This window comes from Pseudoxanthomonas putridarboris (assembly GCF_038321125.1).
GTDB classification, from domain to species: Bacteria; Pseudomonadota; Gammaproteobacteria; order Xanthomonadales; family Xanthomonadaceae; genus Pseudoxanthomonas_A; species Pseudoxanthomonas_A putridarboris.
On sequence record NZ_JBBWWT010000002.1, the window covers coordinates 677829 to 695744 of the forward strand.

General features: G+C 67.9%; 12 protein-coding genes. 8 read left to right on the plus strand and 4 right to left on the minus strand.

Features of this window, described 5'->3' with window-relative positions; translation table 11 throughout:
- The first annotated feature begins 3 nt into the window (after positions 1-3).
- The 5 genes from AAD027_RS07010 to AAD027_RS07030 are packed head-to-tail and all read left to right on the plus strand — an operon-like array spanning position 4 to position 4837.
- On the plus strand, positions 4-654 hold the full coding sequence (locus tag AAD027_RS07010) for a beta/alpha barrel domain-containing protein (RefSeq protein WP_341725290.1): 651 nt from the start codon (positions 4-6) through the stop codon (positions 652-654).
- Positions 655-676: 22 nt separating this feature from the next.
- Positions 677-1675: a nucleoside hydrolase gene (locus AAD027_RS07015; protein ID WP_341725291.1), complete on the plus strand. Its 999-nt coding sequence runs from the start codon at positions 677-679 to the stop codon at positions 1673-1675.
- Positions 1663-2874: an esterase-like activity of phytase family protein gene (locus AAD027_RS07020; protein WP_341725292.1), complete on the plus strand. Its 1212-nt coding sequence runs from the start codon at positions 1663-1665 to the stop codon at positions 2872-2874. Before AAD027_RS07015 ends, AAD027_RS07020 begins: the two co-directional genes overlap by 13 nt.
- Positions 2871-3818, plus strand: coding sequence for a carbohydrate kinase family protein (locus tag AAD027_RS07025; protein WP_341725293.1), 948 nt, complete (start codon positions 2871-2873; stop codon positions 3816-3818). Before AAD027_RS07020 ends, AAD027_RS07025 begins: the two co-directional genes overlap by 4 nt.
- On the plus strand, positions 3815-4837 hold the full coding sequence (locus AAD027_RS07030; RefSeq protein ID WP_341725294.1) for an adenosine deaminase: 1023 nt from the start codon (positions 3815-3817) through the stop codon (positions 4835-4837). Before AAD027_RS07025 ends, AAD027_RS07030 begins: the two co-directional genes overlap by 4 nt.
- A gap of 72 nt (positions 4838-4909) precedes the next feature.
- On the opposite strand, the gene AAD027_RS07035 is transcribed toward AAD027_RS07030, so the two are convergent.
- The 3 genes from AAD027_RS07035 to AAD027_RS07045 form a co-directional block, all read right to left on the minus strand.
- Positions 4910-6400, minus strand: coding sequence for a DUF1501 domain-containing protein (locus AAD027_RS07035; RefSeq protein WP_341725295.1), 1491 nt, complete (start codon positions 6398-6400; stop codon positions 4910-4912).
- Positions 6401-6410: 10 nt separating this feature from the next.
- Positions 6411-8303: a DUF1800 domain-containing protein gene (locus tag AAD027_RS07040; RefSeq protein WP_341725296.1), complete on the minus strand. Its 1893-nt coding sequence runs from the start codon at positions 8301-8303 to the stop codon at positions 6411-6413.
- 98 nt (positions 8304-8401) lie between these two features.
- Positions 8402-9805 carry a GntP family permease gene (locus AAD027_RS07045; RefSeq protein WP_341725297.1) on the minus strand — a complete coding sequence of 468 codons (1404 nt, stop codon included), beginning with the start codon at positions 9803-9805 and terminating at the stop codon, positions 8402-8404.
- 240 nt (positions 9806-10045) lie between these two features.
- Between AAD027_RS07045 and AAD027_RS07050 the strand changes: the two genes are divergently transcribed.
- From AAD027_RS07050 to AAD027_RS07060, 3 genes are all read left to right on the plus strand, one after another.
- The gene (locus AAD027_RS07050; RefSeq protein WP_425605413.1) at positions 10046-12214 is read left to right on the plus strand and encodes a TonB-dependent receptor; all 2169 of its coding nucleotides are present in this window, start codon (positions 10046-10048) and stop codon (positions 12212-12214) included.
- 292 nt (positions 12215-12506) lie between these two features.
- Positions 12507-15851 carry a hybrid sensor histidine kinase/response regulator gene (locus tag AAD027_RS07055; RefSeq protein WP_341725299.1) on the plus strand — a complete coding sequence of 1115 codons (3345 nt, stop codon included), beginning with the start codon at positions 12507-12509 and terminating at the stop codon, positions 15849-15851.
- Positions 15852-16102: 251 nt separating this feature from the next.
- Positions 16103-16591 (plus strand): NUDIX hydrolase, encoded by a 489-nt coding sequence (locus tag AAD027_RS07060; RefSeq protein ID WP_341725300.1) that lies wholly within the window; start codon positions 16103-16105, stop codon positions 16589-16591.
- A gap of 581 nt (positions 16592-17172) precedes the next feature.
- Here AAD027_RS07060 and AAD027_RS07065 read toward each other — a convergent pair.
- On the minus strand, positions 17173-17844 hold the full coding sequence (locus AAD027_RS07065; protein WP_341725301.1) for a response regulator: 672 nt from the start codon (positions 17842-17844) through the stop codon (positions 17173-17175).
- Positions 17845-17916: the final 72 nt, after the last annotated feature.

Below are 17916 nucleotides of genomic sequence, written 5' to 3' on the forward strand. Positions count from 1 at the left end.
ACCATGCTGCAATTACCCGCATTCATCGCATTCACCGGCGTTGACGATCCAGGCCTGCTGGACGGCATGACGTTGCTATCGACGCGCTACCCGATCGAATGGGGGCTGCTGGTCGACGACGCGCAGACGCATCTGCCGTTGTTTCCGGATGCAGACGCGCGCGCCCGGTTGCTCGCAAGACCGGGGCTGCGCTGGGCTGCGCACGTCTGCGGCGAACAGGCACGCCTGATCGCCAACCATCCGGTCGCCGCGACGGTGGACATCGCCGGCGTCACCCGGGTGCAGGTGAACCACGGCACGACAGGCAGCACGCCGGAGCAGATCGGCAACACGGCATGGTTCGGGCGCCGGCACGGCGTTCGCAGCATGTTGCAGTGCTCCGACGGCTTTCCACGGGACATGCGGGTCGACTGGCTGTTCGACGTTTCCTTCGGAACCGGTGTTGCTCCCGCGAGTTGGCCGCGGATTCCGCAAGACGGACCGTTCTGCGGATATTCGGGCGGCATTGCGCCGGATAACGTCGCGACCGTGCTGGAAAGGATTGCCGCCCCGGAGGGGACGCTGTACTGGATCGACATGGAATCGGGCGTGCGCAGTGGCGGACGGTTCGATCTGGACAAGTGCGAAGCGGTCTGCCGGGCGGTGTATGGATAAGCGCGACGGCAAGGACACCGGCATGAGGTTCATCGTCGATACGGACCCGGGGATCGACGACGCGATGGCGCTGAGGTTCGCTGCCTCCAGCCCGGAACTCGACATCGTTGCGGTCACCACCTGCTTCGGCAATGCGGATGTCGGCACGACCACGCGCAATGCGCTGGCGTTGTGCCGGCGTTTCGGCATCCGGGCGCCGGTGCATGCCGGCGCGGCGAAACCGCTGGCGATGCAGCGCCGGCCCAGCCCCGTCCATGTCCATGGCGTGGATGGACTGGGAGATGCGGGCGGCATCGCCGCATCGCGCGCGGACGTCCCGGCGGGCGAGGGCGCGGCAGAGGCGATCGTGCGGATGGCCCGCACGCATCCGGGCGAGATAAGCATTCTCGCATTGGCGCCATTGACCAACCTCGCGGCGGCACTGGCGATCGACCCAAGTATCGCAGGACTGATCGGGCAAGTCGTCGTGATGGGCGGCGCGTTCGGGCGGCATGGGCGTTCCGGCAACGTGACCCCGGTGGCCGAAGCCAACGTCTGGAACGACCCGCATGCCGCGGATATCGTGTTCGGCGCTTCCTGGCCGATGACCGTGGTCGGTCTGGACGTCACCCTGGACTGCGTCCTGGATGCCGGTATCGCGGAAAGGCTGGCGCGGGAGTTCGGCGGCGATGCCCGCTTCCTGTACGAGATTTCCCGGCGCTACGAGGCCATCTACCGCGAGCAGGATGGGCTCGCCGGCAGTTGCCTGCACGACGTCGCCGCAGTGGCTTATGCGGTCGCCCCGGAACTGTTCGATATCGCTTCGGGCCACATCCGCGCGACGACGGAAGGCGTCGCCATCGGCCAGACGGTATTCAGGCCGGAAGACCGCCGATCCATCGCAGGCCCTTCGGACGAGGCGCCTGTGCAGCGGATCTGCGTCGGCGTCGATGCCGCCAGCGTGGTATCGATGTATTGCGGCCGCATCGTCGACAACACGATGCAGGCATCCGTATCCGGCATGCGGTCATGGGGCATGTGAACGGCATGATGGCGTTGGGGGGACACCAACGCGGATTGCTGGCGGTCATGGCCGCAGCGGCAATCCTGACGGCTTGCAGCCAGACGGCAACGATGCGTTCGCCGGCATCGCCTGCGCTCGCTTTCGAGGTGTTGGGATATACGCAATTGCCTCCGACCCACGAGGTGGAGGGAACGCTCTTCGGCGGCATTTCGGGGATCGACCGCGATCCCCGAACGGGGGACTGGTTCCTGGTCAGCGATGACCGGTCCGAGCATGCGCCGGCCCGATTCCATGTCGGAGACATCGATCTGGATCGCAACGGGATAGCGGAAATCCGGGTTCGCAAGGCGATACCGATCCGGACCCGGGCAGGCGCTCTCTATCCATCACCCGGCAGCGGGGCAGAGGCCATCGACGCCGAAGCCATCCGATTCGATCCGGCATCGGGCGAACTGTGGTGGACGACGGAAGGGGATGCGAGTTCGATGGCCAGCCCGGCGTTGCGCCGGATGGCACCGGATGGCTACTGGCGGGGAGAAGTGTCGCTCACACGGATGCTGGTGCTGAACCCGGCGCTGTCGTCGGGCGCAAGGCCGAATCTGTCGTTTGAGGGATTGGACTGGAGCGCGGATGGCAAGGGACTCTGGCTGGCCATGGAAGCGCCGCTGCTGCAGGACGGGCCCTTGGCCGACACTCGCGAGGGCGCACTGGTGCGTTTCAGCCTGCTTTCGCGCGATGGCGCCCTGCTGATGCAGCGTGCCTACCGGACCGATCCGGTGCCGGAACATCCGCCAGGCCGATTGGCCGACAACGGGGTAAGCGAAATCCTCGATCTGGGGGGCGGGCAACTGCTCGTCATGGAGCGTTCGGGCGTGCAGCGGGAATCCGGCGGGTTCCGGTTCCATGTGCGCCTGTACTGCGCGTCAGTGGACGCTGGTCAGGAGATCTCGCGGGTGCCTACGCTCGCGGGGAGAGCCGTTCGGCCTGCCAGCAAGCGTCTGATGCTGGACCTGGCGCAGTTGCCCGACGTCCCGCAAGCCAACTTCGAAGGCATGGCCTGGGGCCCGGTGCTGGACGATGGCCGTGCGACGTTGCTGCTGGTTTCGGACAACAACTTCGACCCGAACGACGGCACGGTTTTCGTGTTGCTGGCCAGTTCGCGTGCCCGGGACGAGGCGTGGCTGCGGACGCATTGCCCGGGAGAGGACGCGCCATGATCCGCAACGGGTTGCCGATGAGTGCCCAAGGGGCGCATGGGACCGTCAAGCGCGTCGTCCTGAGCGGATTCGCGACGCTGGACTACGTCATGGTCACGCAGGCATCCGGCGACGGCATTTCGGGAACCTGCTCCGGACGCATCGTCGCCGATGGCTGGCCTCGTGCCGGGGGCGCCGCCTTGTATGCGGCCCGCCAGATCGCCGCCGCCGGGCACTTCGCGGCGCCGATCGTAACGGTGGGCACGGATGCACACGGGATCGAGTATCTGCGGCAATGCGAACAGGCGGGTCTCGCCGTCGAGGGCATCGTGCAATACCGCGACGCACGGACTCCGGTCTGCGTGCTGGCGTATCACCGCGATGGAAACCACACCTGCCTGCTCGATCCCGGCGCCGGGGCACAGGCGGCATTGACGGCATCCCAGAAAGGCCTGCTGCACATGGCCGAATTCGTCGTGATCGCCGCCGCCGCTCCAGCGACAACGCAATCGGTGTTGATGGAACTGCACCCGCAGCAGCGCCTGGCCTGGATCGCCAAGCGCGATGGACACAGCTTTCCGGACGGACTGCGCAAGGACTTGGCCCGTCGTGCCGACGTCATCTTCTGCAATCGGGGGGAACGCGACCTGGTCGATGAGTTCCGCACACAGGAATCGGTTGCGCGCCAGACGGTCGTGGAGACACGCGGCGCCGACGGCGCTCTGGTCGAGTGGCCCGGTGGCCGCGAGCTGCTGCCGGCCAGACCGCTCGACGTGCTGGATGCGACGGGTGCCGGGGATACCCTCGCCGGCGCGACGCTGGCGCGTCTTGTTGCTGGCGGAACGGATCCCTTGGACGCAGTCGCCCATGGCATCGGGGCCGCCCATCGGATGTTGCAGGAGCGGACCGCCATCCGGGGCCGGGATCGCACCGCCTCCATCGATGCAAGTGGAGAACGCCCGTGACCGATTCAAGAGAATCCTTGGCGGATTTCGTCGCCAGCCTGCCGAAGGCCGAATTGCACATGCACATCGAGGGCAGCCTCGAGCCGGACATGATGTTTGCGCTTGCCAAACGCAATGGGGTGGAACTTCCTTTCGCCAGCGTCGAACAAGTACGTGCGGCCTACCGCTTTTCCGGACTGCAGGACTTCCTCGATATCTATTACCAAGGCGCGGATGTGCTGAGGACGGAAGAGGATTTCCGCGACCTGGCCGTTGCGTATTTCGACCGCGCCGCGGCCGATGGCGTACGCCATGCGGAGATATTCTTCGATCCGCAGACACACACGGCACGCGGGGTCCCGTTCTCGGTCGCCGTCGAGGGGTTGCTCGCTGGCATCGCCCATGCGCGGCAGCGGCACGGCATGACGTCCAGCCTGATCATGTGTTTCCTCCGCCATCTGGACGAAGATTCCGCCAGTCGTACTTTGGCCGAGGCCGAGCCTTGGCTGGACCGCATCATCGGGGTCGGCCTGGATTCATCGGAGGTCGGACATCCGCCGGGAAAATTCACGCGCGTGTTCTCGCGTGCCGGCCAGATGGGCCTCATGCGGGTAGCGCATGCCGGCGAAGAGGGGCCGCCGGATTACGTACGGGAGGCGCTGGACCTGTTGCAGGTCGACCGGATCGACCACGGGAATCGCGCCATGGAAGACCCCTTGCTGGTTGCGCGGCTTGCACGGGAAGCCATGACGTTGACGGTCTGCCCGCTGTCAAATCTGAAACTGCGCATCGTCGAAGACGTGGCAAGGCATCCCATACCGCACATGCTGCAGCAGGGGCTTCGCGCCACCATCAATTCGGACGATCCCGCCTACTTTGGCGGGTACATCAACGATAACTATCTCGCCGTCGCCCCGCTGCTGGGACGGGACCGCCTGGCGCAGGTCGCACGGAACAGCTTTCTCGGGGCGTTCCTGGACGAGGCGGCACTCGATGAGCACTTGCGGAGGTTGGACAGCTTCCTGGAGGCGACTCCCTGAACCGCCCCGGGATTTCCGGAGACTCGAGCGCGCGGTCGTCGCGGCTGAAGCCGCTCCTGCAGAGGCTTTTGCTCAACGCTCCCGCCGCAGGATCGTCCGGTCCACCGGTCCGCGGCGCTGCCAGTCGGGCACGGCGCGTTGCGGCACTGCAGGGCTTCCACCCGCATCCGGGGCCGTCGTGGATGCCGGGACTTCCAGCGTGGGGATCGAAGGCGCCACCTGCGGTTGCGATTGCGCGGTGATGTCGGTGCCTTGCACGATGCCCAGCGGGGCGTAGCCGGTGTAGCCGGGGAAGATCTGGCTGAGGTTGGGGTTGCCCATGCGGCGGATCAGGATTTCCGAGAACACGCGGCGGTAGTCGGTGGTCACCGGGATGTCGCCGAAGGTGGGCGACAGCACGGTGGGGTCCAGCCCCAGCCACTGGCCATAGAAGCGCCGGCCGTTGACCGCGCCGCCCAGCACCAGCAGCGGATTGCCGTAGCCGTGGTCGGTGCCGCCGTTGGCGTTGGCGCGCACGCGGCGGCCGAACTCCGACTGCACGATCACCGTGGTGCGCGCCATCTGCCCGGTGCCGTTGAGTTCGTTGAAGAACGCGTACAGCGCCGCGGACAGTTCGTTGATCTTGTTCTGGTAGTAGTGGTAACCCGTGCCGGCCGTGCCCTGGCCCTCGTGCGTGTCCCAGCCGCCCAGGTCCAGCGTGGCGTAGCGCAGGCCCAGGTTGAAGCGGATGGTCTGGGCGATGGTCCACAACTGCCGGGAGAAATTGTTGTCCGGCCAACCGGCCGGCAGGTTGGCATAGCCCTGCTGGTTGACCAGGCGCAGCGCGCCATCGGCGCGGCGGCCGGTGCTTTCCACCCCGGTCCGGCCATTCCACAGGTCGGCCAGCGTTTCGTTGACGCCGCGGAAACCGGCCGGCGCGCCGGAACGGAACATCTGCCAGGCGTACGAACCGGCGTTGAGCGCGAAGTCCGACGGGCTGCTCATCGTCAGCGCATCCACCGCGCCCATCAGGCCGGCCGGCTGCGTGCCGCTGACGCCCAGCGCGGGCAGGGAGGCCGCGGGCGTGCTGCCCGCGCGGGTTTCCCAGGCACGCGTCATCCAGCCGGTAGCCGAGCCGTATTTGCCCGGCGTGCCCAGGTCTATGTACAGCTGCGCATCGAAATGGCTGCGCGTCACCGTGGTCGCCATGCCGCACGCATGCACGATGGCCAGCTTGCCGTCGTTCCACAGGTCGCGCAGGCCGGTGGCGGACGGATGCAGGCCGAAGCGGGTGTCGGTGCCGTTGGCCAGCGTCAGCGGCAACGCGCCGTAGGCGCCGCTGGCGGCGATCTGCAGGTTGGGGCGGGCTTCCTCGTAATGCGTGCGGTCCGCGCCGCTGGTCGGCACCACCAGGTTCAGGCCGTCGATGCCGCCGCGCAGGAACAGGTGCACCACGGTGTCGTAGGCGTTGGCGGCGGCGCCGACGTCTTCGGCGAACAGCATGCTGCCGCCGGCGGCGCCGACCACCGCGGCGGCGCTGCAGCCCTTGACGAATTCCCGGCGGGTCAGTCTGAAATCGCTCACGTCGGGCTCCTCAGCGGCTCAGGAATTCGGGGGACATCAGGATCAGCGACACCAGGCTGCGCAGGCGCTGGTGGTTGTAGTGCCGTTTCAGGTCGCCCTGCTGCCATACGTCGTTGTCGAGGATCACGTAGCTGTTGGGGTCGCCGTTCTGCGCCATGAAGCCGACCAGCACCTGCTTGCGCGCCGCGTCCGGCTGGTAGCCCAGGATGCGCGTGCACCAGAACGTCACCAGGTTGTTGGCCGTCCAGTTGGCGACCGGCACGCCGCTGCGGGTGATGTCCAGGATCGGGCTGAGCGGGACCGTGCCGTCCGTGGTGTCGGTCAGCCAGTTGAGCAGCTTCCAGGTCATCGCGAACGAGTTGGAACCCGACCACGCCAGGCCGGTGTCGGGGTAGCCGTTCGGCGCCGGCCAGTTGTACGGCGTGTGGCCGGTGAAGCCGTAGCGCCACATGAACTCGTCGCTCTTGGCGTGGCCCAGCCGCAGCGTCCAGTCGTGGCCCAGCACGCGCATCGCGGCGACGGTGGCCTCGAACGGGCGGCGGTTCTTCTGGCCCCAGCTGTTGTAAAGATCGTCCGAGTTGAGGATGTGCCGCAGGGTCACCTCGATCTGGTTGGGCTGCTGCCAGTTGGCACGGAAGATCGCTGCCGCGCTGTCGACCAGCCGTTGGTTGGGCGTATCGCTGATGAAGCGGCGGATCAGCTTCCTGCAGATGAACTTGGCCACGCGCGGGTGGCTGGCCAGGCGGTCCAGCACGTCGCGGCCGTCCTTCATCGCCGGCTGTTCCGGATAGAACAGCTTGCCCAGCAGGAACTTCGGCCCGGCGTCGTGCCAGGACTGGCGGTAGACGAAGGTGCCGTCGTTCTCGGTGGGGAACTGCCAGTGGCCGACCTTCGCCGACCAGCCCGTGAAGGCGGCCGAGGTCTCGTACACGTCGATATCGGTGTAGCCGATGGGATAGCTGGGATCCTCGGGGCAGGGCGGCACCTGGAAAGGATCCATGAAGCCCAGGTAGTTCTCCGCGCCCAGCGTGTGCAGTTCCAGCAGTTCGCGGGCGAAGTTCTCGTTGGGGCCGGAGCGCGAGTTGTTGAGGTTGTCCAGGTAGTAGAGCATCGCCGTGCTCTTGGCCACCTCCTCCAGCATGGTGCGGAAATTGCCCTTGGCGTGGGCGCGGATCACGTCGCGGTCGTAGTGCACGAACACCGGGCCGACGCTGAAGTCGTTGCCCAGCACGTTGAAGTGGTCGTGCCAGAAATTGACCAGCACCTCGCGCAGCTGCCGGCGCGAGTACACCGCGCGCACGTACGCGGCGCGTTGCACCTCGTTGGCCGGACGGATGCGGATGCTGTATTCCGGGTCCGGCACCACGTGGTCGGCCCACAGCTGCGGCAGCGACTTGCCCAGGGTGGTGTAGCCGGCGGCGCTCAGGCGGCTTTCCACGGCGGCATCGCTGATGTTGTTCCAGTCCAGCTGCCAGTCCACGTAGTTGGCCAGGCGCTGCTTGTCGGTGCCGCCCAGCGCGTTGAACTCGGCGATGGTGGTGGGCGTGGCGCCGTAGCTGAGGTGGTTGAGTATCTGCACTGCGAACGGCGGCTTGGCCAGCGTCAGCAGGCGCGGGTTGGATTGCCCCATCATCACGCGGCCAGCGGCGGCCACGGCCGTTTCCTCGGGCGCCGGGGCGGGCGTGGTGTCCTTGGGGCTGGGGCGCTCGCCGCCTTTCCAGCCGTACAGCCGGTTGAGCCGTGCGCGCACCTGCGCGGGCAGGTCCGGCGCGGCGGCCGTGGGCTTGGTAGGCGTGCCATCGGCCGTGCCGATGCCGTCGCTGCGTTGGACCAACGGACCGGACGTGCGCCTGACCGGGCCGCGCGGTTTCACCCGCCGCCACAGGACCGTATGTCGCGCCATGCTGTTGCCCCGATTCTCCCCGATGAGCGCAGAGTATTGGCGAAGCGCGATGGCGGGAATGCGACGGCGTGCACAGGCCGGTCAACAGGCCCCGGCTTTCAGACCCAACCTGTGGCGTAGAACACGCCGATGATGACGAACACGGCCATGGTCTTGATCAGGGTGATGGCGAAGACGTCCTTGTAGGACTGCCGGTGGGTCAGCCCGGTCACCGCCAGCAGGGTGATCACCGCGCCGTTGTGGGGCAGGGTATCCATGCCGCCGGACGCCATCGAGGCGACCCGGTGCAGCACCTCCATCGGGATGCCGGCCGCGTTGGCGTTGGCGATGAAGCTGTCGGCCATCGCCGCCAGCGCGATGCTCATGCCGCCGGAGGCCGAGCCGGTGATGCCGGCCAGCGCGGTGACCGAGATCGCCTCGTTGACCAGCGGGTTGGGGATGGCCTGCAAGGCGTTGGCCACCACCAGGAAACCGGGCAGGGCGGCGATGACCGCGCCGAAGCCGTATTCGGACGCCGTGTTCATCGAGGCCAGCAGCGCGCCGCCGATGGCGCTCCTGGTGCCCTCGGCGAAACTGGCGAACACCGGCTTCCAGGCGAACGCGATCACCGCCACGATGCCGACCAGCAGCGCGCCCTGCACGGCCCAGATGGCGGCCACCTTGGACACCTCCTGCACCACCGGCGCGGGATTGCCGATCACCGCCGGCACGAACGACTGGCTCTCGCCGTAGAAGCCGGGGATCCAGCGGGTGAACAGGAAGTTCGCCACCCCCACCAGCACCAGCGGCAGGATCGCGACCAGCGGGTGCGCCAGCTTGTCGCCGCGGAAGGGTTCCGGCTCGTTGCGCAGTTCCTCCATGCCGGCGTAGCCCTCGCCGTTGCGCGCGGCCACGCGGCGGCGCCATTCCAGGTAGCTCATGCCCGCCAGCAGGATGAAGACGCCGCCGATCGTGCCCAGCACCGGCGCCGCCCAGCCGGTGGTGCCGAAGAACGAGGTGGGGATGATGTTCTGGATCTGCGGCGTGCCCGGCAGCGCGTCCATGGTGAAGGTGAAGGCGCCCAGCGCGATGGTGCCCGGCACCAGCCGCTTGGGAATGTCGCTCTGGCGGAACAGTTCCGCCGCGAACGGGTACACCGCGAACACCACCACGAACAGCGACACGCCGCCATAGGTCAGCAGCGCGCAGACCAGCACGATGGACAGCATCGCCCGTTGCGCGCCGACCACCTTGATCGTGGCCGCCACGATCGCCTTGGAGAAGCCGGAGATCTCGATCAGCTTGCCGAACACCGCGCCCAGCAGGAACACCGGGAAGTACAGCTTGAGGAAGCCGACCATCTTGTCCATGAACAGGCCGGTGAACATCGGCGCCACCAGCGACGGGTCGGTCAGCAGCACCGCGCCCAGCGCCGCGATGGGCGCGAACAGGATGACGCTGTAGCCGCGGTAGGCCACGAACATCAGGAAGCACAGCGCGGCCAGCACGATCAGGAACGACATCCGCTACTCCTTAACATCCGCGACTCCTCGGCCAGCGCCGGTTGCAGGTGCGGCGAGTATCCGCAGCGGCACGCCGGCCGTCCCACTGTACGAAGGTACGATGCCGCCGGCGCGGCCCGGGGCCTAACGTTCGCTGCAATCGGCGGCATCCGTCCGCCGCCATGTCATACCCGGGAGGAGGGGAGACCCATGAAGCGCAAGCATTTGAGCCTGGCGATCGGCTGTGTCCTGTTGTCGTCCATGCCGTTGGCATCGGCGCAGGAGCAGGCCGGAGCCGGCGACCAGCCAGCCAGTTCCGCCACCACGCTGGACTCGGTCAAGGTCACCGCGCGCAAGCGCGAGGAAACCCTGCAGGATGTGCCCGTCGCCGTCACCGCGTTCACCCCCGAAACGCTGGACAAGCTCAACATCAAGGACCTGGGCGATCTGGGCGCGCAGGTGCCCAACCTGACCATCTACGCCGCGCGCGGTTCCACCAGCACGGTCACCGCCTATATCCGCGGCGTGGGCCAGGCCGATCCGCTGTGGGGCGTGGACCCGGGCGTGGGCATCTACCTGGACGATGTCTACATCGCCCGCCCGCAGGGCGCGCTGCTGGACGTGTTCGACGTGGAGCGCATCGAAGTGCTGCGCGGCCCGCAGGGCACGCTGTACGGCAAGAACACCATCGGCGGCGCGATCAAGTACATCTCGCGCGGCCTGCCGACCGAAACCGAGGGCTTCGCCTCGGTCACGGTGGGCAACTACAACCAGCTCGACGTCAAGGCCGCGCTCGGCGGCTCCATCGGCGGCCCGGACAGCGGCCTGCGCGGGCGCGTCTCGGTGGCCAGCATGAACCGCGACGGCTTCGGCAAGAACACCTACACCGGCCAGGACGTCAGCGACAAGGAAATCAACGCCGCCCGCCTGCAACTGGGCGCGTACTCGCAGGACGACTTCGACGTGCAGTTCGCCTTCGACTACCTGGACGACCAGTCCGGCGTGCGCGGCGCCAAGATGCTCGCGCCCAATCCGCTGGCCCCGGCATACCCGCCCACCAGCGACCGCTACGACATCCGCAGCGCCATGAGGAACGTCAACGACACCGAGATGAAGGGTGCCTCGGCCACCGTCAACTGGCGTCCGAACGAGGACTGGGCCTTCAAGTACATCATCGCCAAGCGGGAGTCCGACACGGAAACCAGCATCGACTTCGACGTCACGCCGCTGACGCTGGTGGACGTGCGCGCGTTCTACCACGACAACCAGGTGAGCCAGGAACTGCAGGCCAACTTCGATGGCGGCGGCCGCGCGCGCGGCGTGATGGGCCTCTACTGGTTCAACGGCGATGCCGGCGGCCAGGTGCTGAACCATTTCTACAACCCGCTGCTGGCCCCCAGCCTGACCAATCCGCTGTTCGGCGATACCCAGGGCGTGGTCAACACCGAGAGCATCGCGGTCTATGCCGACTGGACGTTCGACCTGACCGACCGGCTCGCGCTGAACGTCGGCGCGCGCTACACCGACGAGGACAAGCATGCCGTCGCGCTGAACCGGTTCTACACCGGTCTGGACTACGACACATCGTGGGGCACGGCGGCGAACTTCGACAAGACGGTCAACTTCAAGAACGTCTCGCCGAAGATCTCGCTGGACTATCAGATCACCCCGGACATCATGGTCTATGGCCTGGCCTCGCGCGGCTTCAAGTCCGGCGGCTACAACATCCGGGCCAACACCACCTCGGTGCCGCGCTCTGGCGAGCCGTTCGACGACGAGAAGGTCGACAGCTACGAAATCGGCAGCAAGATGTCGTTCCTGGACCAGCGCATGTTCCTGAACCTGGCGTACTTCTACAACAAGTACGAGGACATCCAGCTGTCGGTGTTCACCTCGTACACGTTGCCCGACGGCAGTTCCAGCTTCTTCGGCGACTTCACCAATGCCGGCAAGGGCACGGTGCAGGGCGTGGAAGTGGAGTACCAGTTCCTGCCGACCGCCAACTGGCTGATCAGCGGCAACCTGGCCTGGCTGGACGCCAAGTACGACGAGTTCATCGACGCCGGGGTCAACATCGCCGACAGCCAGGAATTCACCAACGCGCCCGAATTTTCCGGTGCGCTGAACGTGGAATACCGTACCGATCTGGCCAACGGCGGCAACCTGTCGGCGCGGGTGGGCTATTCGTACCAGTCCGCGGTCTGGCCGACCACCGACCTGAGCCCGCTGATCAAGCAGGAAGGCTACGGCCTGCTCGGCGCGGGCGTGATCTGGCGCGCCAACGATGCCTGGTCGTTCTCCTTGCAGGGCACCAACCTGACCGACAAGGAATACCGCACCACCGGCTACAACATCGCCGCCTACGGCGTGCTGACCGGCTTCTACGGTCCGCCGCGCCAGTACAGCCTGACCGCGCGCTACGATTTCTGAGTGCCTTGACCGCGGACAGGGACGGACCGGCAACGGCGGGCGAAAGCCCGCCGTTGCTGCGTTATGCTGATCCGATGCCCGTATCCGCGTGCTCCGGTGAAGCGATAGGAAAGACCGTGTTCCCCTGTGGGGGCGGCCTTGGCTGCGATGCTCTTCCCGAACGCCCCGCCAAAAGCATCGCGGCCGAGGCCGCTCCTACAGGCGTGGGTAGCGGCCTCGGCCGCGATGGCCCGGAGAGTTTTCTGTCGCGGCTGAAGCCGCTCCCACAGGCATCGCTCCCGCAGGGGACGCCATGCTGAGCGTCGGCGTCGTCGTGCTGGCCGCGCTGCTGTGGCTGGGCGTGCTGTTCGGTTCGGCGCTGTACGCCGAGCGCCACCCGCGCGTGCTGGCCATCCAGTGGCCCTACATCTACGCGCTGTCGCTGGCGGTGTACTGCACGTCGTGGACGTTCTTCGGCACGGTGACGCAGGCCGCGCGCTACGGCTGGCCGCTGCCGCCCACCTTCGTCGGCACCATCCTGCTGTATGCGTTCGGCGCGGTGCTGCTGGTGCGGATGGTGCGGATGGCGCGCGAGTCCAACGCCACCTCGCTGGCCGACCTGATCGCCACGCGGCTGGGCAAGGACGGCTGGCTGGCCGCCACCGTCACGCTGGTGGCGGCGCTGGGCCTGATTCCCTATATCGCCCTGCAGCTGAAGGCGGTGGCGATGAGCTTCGCGCTGCTGACGCGCTCGCCGGGCAACGAGGCGCTGCCGGCCTGGCAGGACAGCGCGCTCTACGTGGCGCTGGCGATGGCGGTGTTCGCCATGCTGTTCGGCACGCGCCGGGCCAGCGCGGCGGAGCACAACCGCGGGCTGGTGCTGGCGATGGCGTTCGAGTCGCTGTTCAAGCTGGCGGCGATGCTGGCGCTGGGGCTGTTCGTCTGGTTCGGTCTGCCGGACGTGGTGGCCGCGCCACCGCCGCCCGCGCCGGCATCGACCACCTATGGTTTCCTGCCGCTGGTGGCGCTGGGCGTGCTGGCGATGTTCACGCTGCCGCACCAGGTGCACGTGGGCGTGGTCGAGTGCCGCGACGAGCAGCACGTGCGCACGGCGCGCTGGCTGTTCCCGCTGTACATGGTGCTGATGGCCGCGCCGCTGCTGCCGTTGGCGCGTGCCGGCGGCGCGATGTTCGGCGATACCGTGCCGTCCGACCTGTACGTGCTGGCGCTGCCGTTGTCGCAGGGCCAGCACGGCCTGGCCCTGCTGGCGTTCCTGGGCGGACTGAGCGCGGCCACCGGCATGGTGGTGGTCAGCACGCTGACGCTGAGCCTGATGATCGGCAACCACTGGCTGGCGCCGGGCCTGTTGCGTGGCGGCTGGCTGCGCGGCACGGGAGGCGACCTGCGTGGCGCGGTGCTGGCGCAGCGGCGCGTGGGCATCGTCGCGGTGATGCTGCTGGCGTGGGCCTACAGCCGCCTGATCGCCGGCAACGATGCGCTGGCCGACGTGGGCGCGGTGTCGTTCTCGGCATTGGCCACGCTGGCGCCGGCGTTGGCGTTCGCGATCTGGCGTCCGCAGACGTCGCCGCGTGCGGTGATCGCCGGCATCGTGGCGGGTTTCCTGGTGTGGGCCTGGCTGCTGCTGCTGCCGGTGACGATGGATGCGCGCGGCGTGGCGCCGGGCTGGCTGCAGAGCGGGCCATTCGGCATCGCCGGATTGTCGCCGGACGGCTTCTTCGGCCTGACCGGCTGGAGCCGCCTGGGCCGCGCGGTCGGGGTGAGCCTGTTCCTGGGCACGGTGGTGACCCTGCTGGCGGCCAACTGGCGTGGCGCGGCGCCGCGGCGCCACGACAGCCGCGGTTTCGATGCGCAGACGTTGCGCGACGCGGGCCGCCGTTTCCTCCCGCGCGAGCGGGTGGAGGAACTGCTGGCCGACGCGCCGCGCAGCGGCACCGTGCCGGCCGCCATCGAGGCGCGGCTGGAGCGCGAGCTGTCGGCCGTGCTGGGCTCGGCGTCGGCGCGCCTGCTGCTGGACGCGGCGCGGCGCGAGAGCGGGGATCTCGAGACCGTGGCGGCCATCGTCGGCGAGGTCTCGCAGGACCTGCGCTTCAACCAGCAGGTGCTGGAGGCCGCCTTGCAGAACATGAGCCAGGGCATCAGCGTGGTCGATCGCGACCAGCGGCTGGTGGCCTGGAACCGCCGCTACGAACAGATGTTCGATTTCCCGCCCGAACTGCTGCAGGTGGGCCGGCCGATCGCCGACCTCACCCGCTGGGCGCTGCAGCGCATGCCGCAGCGCGGCCACGACGAACGCGCGCTGGACCGCCGCCTGGCCTTCATGCGGGCCGGTACCCCGCACCTGACCGAGCGCGTCTTCCCCGATGGCAGCATCGTGGAAATCCAGGGCAACCCGATGCCCGGCGGCGGATTCGTCGCCACCTACACCGATGTCACCGCCTCGCGCCGGGCCGAGCGCGAACTCAAGCAGGCCAACGAAACGCTGGAACAGCGCGTGGCCGAACGCACCGCGCTGCTGGAAACCGCCAAGCGCGAGGCCGAGCACGCCAACGACGCCAAGAGCCGCTTCCTGACCGCCATCGGCCACGACCTGCTGCAACCGCTGCATGCCGCGCAGTTGTTCACCGACGCGCTGTCGCAGCAACTGGCCGAACCGCGCCAGCGAGAATCGGTGGCGCAGGTGCGCGGCGCGCTGGATTCCACCACCGACCTGCTGACCGGCCTGCTGGACATGTCGCGGCTGGAGGCGGGCGGACTGGTGCCCGAGCCGCGCGATTTCCCGTTGGCCGAAGTGCTGGAACCGCTGGCGTCGGAGTTCGGCGTGCTGGCGCACGAGCACGGCCTGGTTTTCCACCACGTGCCTTCGCGCGCGTGGGTGCACACCGATCCGCAACTGCTGCGGCGGATCCTGCAGAACTTCCTGGCCAACGCGGTGCGCTACACCACGCGCGGCGGCGTGCTGCTGGGGGTGCGCCGGGCGGGCACGGACCGCCTGCGCGTGGAAGTGCTGGATACCGGGCCGGGCATCGCCGAAGCGGACCAGCGGGCGATCTTCGAGGAATTCCGCCGTGGCGAGGACGTGGCGGGGCAGGGGCTGGGATTGGGGCTGTCCATCGCCGACCGCATCGCCGGACTGCTCGATGCGCCGCTGTCGCTGCGTAGCCGCGTGGGCCAGGGCGCGGCATTCGCGGTGCAACTGCGCCGCGTGGCCGCGCCGTCGCCGGCGGCGCCCTCCATCGGCGGAAAGCCGGGGATCGCCGGGCGGCACGTGCTGGCCGTGGACAACGATCCTGCCGCCTTGAGGGCGTTGGAGCAGGTGTTGCGGGGCTGGGGATGCGACGTGTCCACCGCCGCCGATGGCGTGGCGGCGGAACGGGCGCTGTCGGCGCGTGTCGCCGACCTGTGGCTGTTCGATTACCATCTGGACGACGGCGATACCGGCGTGGCGCTGTCGTCGCGCCTGCGCGAGCGTTTCGGCGCCAGGCCCTGCCTGATCCTCAGCGCCGACCAGACCGAGGCCGTTCGTCGTGCCGTGCGTGAGGCCGATCTTCCGCTGCTGGCCAAGCCTGTGCGGCCGCTGGCGTTGAAGTCCGTGCTGGACCGCCTGCTGGCCGCGCGCGCCACTCCCCTCATTCCGTAGGGTGCGCCCCGGCGCACCATGCCGCGATCGTCCCGTCGCAAGGATCGCGCAGGATGCGCAGGGGAACGGAATGCTTGCGATGGATTGCGTCACCGACCCCATGTCAACCGATTGCCCCCGGGGAATCATCATTTGAGAGGGCATGGGTATGCGCCCCGTGTGCGGCGATCCACGATGCGGTGCGCCAGGGCGCACCCTACGACGTTGCATGGGGCACGTTAAAATACCGGTCTTTCCCGTGGACTCTTCCGATGCCGTATACCCCCATCGTCGCCACTCTGGGTTATGTGCTGTCGCCCGATCGCAGCAAGGTGCTGCTGATCCATCGCAATGCACGGCCCGAAGACCACCATCTGGGCAAGTACAACGGACTGGGCGGCAAGATCGAGCGCGACGAGGATGTGGTGGCCGGCATGCGCCGCGAGATCCACGAGGAAGCCGGCATCGACTGCGACGAGATGACACTGCGCGGCACGATCAGCTGGCCCGGCTTCGGCAAGCAGGGCGAGGACTGGCTGGGCTTCCTGTTCGTCGTCACCGCGTACAGCGGCACGCCTTACGAAAGCAATCCCGAAGGCACGCTGGAATGGGTGCCGGTGGACAAGATCCTGGAACTGCCGCTGTGGGACGGCGACCGCCACTTCCTGCCGCTGGTGTTCGACGACGACCCGCGCAGCTTCCACGGCGTGATGCCGTACCGCGACGGCAGGATGGTGTCCTGGAACTATTCGCGCATCTGATGCGCCCCTCTGTGGGAGCGACGTGAGTCGCGACGGGCTGGCGGGCGAGGGGCGGTGATCCGTTCCAAGTGACATGTCCGACGAATCCTGGCTCGCCGTCGCGACTCACGTCGCTCCCACATGCATCGACGCTGCGTTCCACGGTCAACCTTGTCCACATCGGGTGTGGAGAGCGGGTTGGAAAGCATGTGGATAACCGCGCGGACGCCTTGCGCGGCAAGCCTGTCAAGATCTGTGGCGAAAAAATGACCAGTGGATGGCGGTCCGGTTTCCGCGTTGTCCACATCCCGTGTGGATGATCCGTCGACGAACATGTGGATAACCGCTTGCAGGTCCCGTGGCACAAGGACGTCAAGATGTGTGGCGAAAGTTTGACCAGCGCATGACGGCCCGGAAGACCGCCATGGTTCCACGCCCGATTGCCTCTGTAGGAGCGGCTTCAGCCGCGACCGCGCATTCGGGCGCGCATCGGAAGGAATTGTTTGCCATCCGGGCGCGCTGCGGCACGTTCGTCATCGTGCGCCACGCCACTGCCATCGGGGTGCGGTCGCGGCTGAAGCCGCTCCTACAGGGGCGTGGCGCTAGGGGCCGCCCTCGATCTGGCGCGCGGGATCGGACAGTTCCAGTTCGCGCAGCACCACGCCGGCCTGCGTGCGGTTGCGCACGCCCAGGCGGTCGAAGATGGCCGAGAGATGCGCCTTCACCGTGCGTTCCTGCACATCCAGGCGGTCGGCGATCTGCTTGTTCAACAGGCCTTGCGCCACCAATGTCAGCACGCGGAACTGCTGCGGCGACAGGCTGGCCAGGCGCGCGGCCAGTTCGGTGTCGTGCTCGGAGGATTGCGCGCGCAACACGGCGCCGCGCAGCGAGGCGGGCAGCCATTGCTCGCAGGCCAGCACGCTGCGGATGGCGTCGCGCAGTTCGTCCAGTCCGGAACTCTTGGGCAGGTAACCCGCCGCGCCATGGTCCAGCGCGCGCCGCACGACGCGCGGGTCGTCGTTGGCCGACACCACGATCACCGCCACCGCCGGGTACTGCGCGCGCACCGCGGCCAGCCCGGCCAGCCCGTGGTTGCCGGGCATGTGCAGGTCCAGCAGCACCAGGTCGATGTCGTCGTGCGCTTCCAGCGCGGCCAGCACCCCGTCCAGCGATTCGGCCTCCAGCACCGACAACTGCGCCACGGCATCCGCCGCCGCACCGCGCAGTGCGGCGCGGAACAGCGGGTGATCGTCGGCGATCAGCAGGGTGGGCATGGGGTGGAGCCGGGATTAGGGATTAGGGATTAGGGATTAGGGTAGGGATTCGGTGTGCGGGAGGAGGATTGG

Excerpts from the sequence above, each read along its gene's own strand:
- AAD027_RS07055 (WP_341725299.1), top strand. The coding sequence starts at position 12,507 with ATGCTGAGCGTCGGCGTCGTCGTGCTGGCCGCGCTGCTGTGGCTGGGC.
- AAD027_RS07060 (WP_341725300.1), top strand. The coding sequence starts at position 16,103 with ATGCCGTATACCCCCATCGTCGCCACTCTGGGTTATGTGCTGTCGCCC.
- AAD027_RS07015 (WP_341725291.1), top strand. The coding sequence starts at position 677 with ATGAGGTTCATCGTCGATACGGACCCGGGGATCGACGACGCGATGGCG.
- AAD027_RS07040 (WP_341725296.1), bottom strand. The coding sequence starts at position 8,303 with ATGGCGCGACATACGGTCCTGTGGCGGCGGGTGAAACCGCGCGGCCCG.
- AAD027_RS07050 (WP_425605413.1), top strand. The coding sequence starts at position 10,046 with ATGCCGTTGGCATCGGCGCAGGAGCAGGCCGGAGCCGGCGACCAGCCA.
- AAD027_RS07065 (WP_341725301.1), bottom strand. The coding sequence starts at position 17,844 with ATGCCCACCCTGCTGATCGCCGACGATCACCCGCTGTTCCGCGCCGCA.
- AAD027_RS07045 (WP_341725297.1), bottom strand. The coding sequence starts at position 9,805 with ATGTCGTTCCTGATCGTGCTGGCCGCGCTGTGCTTCCTGATGTTCGTG.
- AAD027_RS07020 (WP_341725292.1), top strand. The coding sequence starts at position 1,663 with ATGGGGCATGTGAACGGCATGATGGCGTTGGGGGGACACCAACGCGGA.
- AAD027_RS07025 (WP_341725293.1), top strand. The coding sequence starts at position 2,871 with ATGATCCGCAACGGGTTGCCGATGAGTGCCCAAGGGGCGCATGGGACC.
- AAD027_RS07010 (WP_341725290.1), top strand. The coding sequence starts at position 4 with ATGCTGCAATTACCCGCATTCATCGCATTCACCGGCGTTGACGATCCA.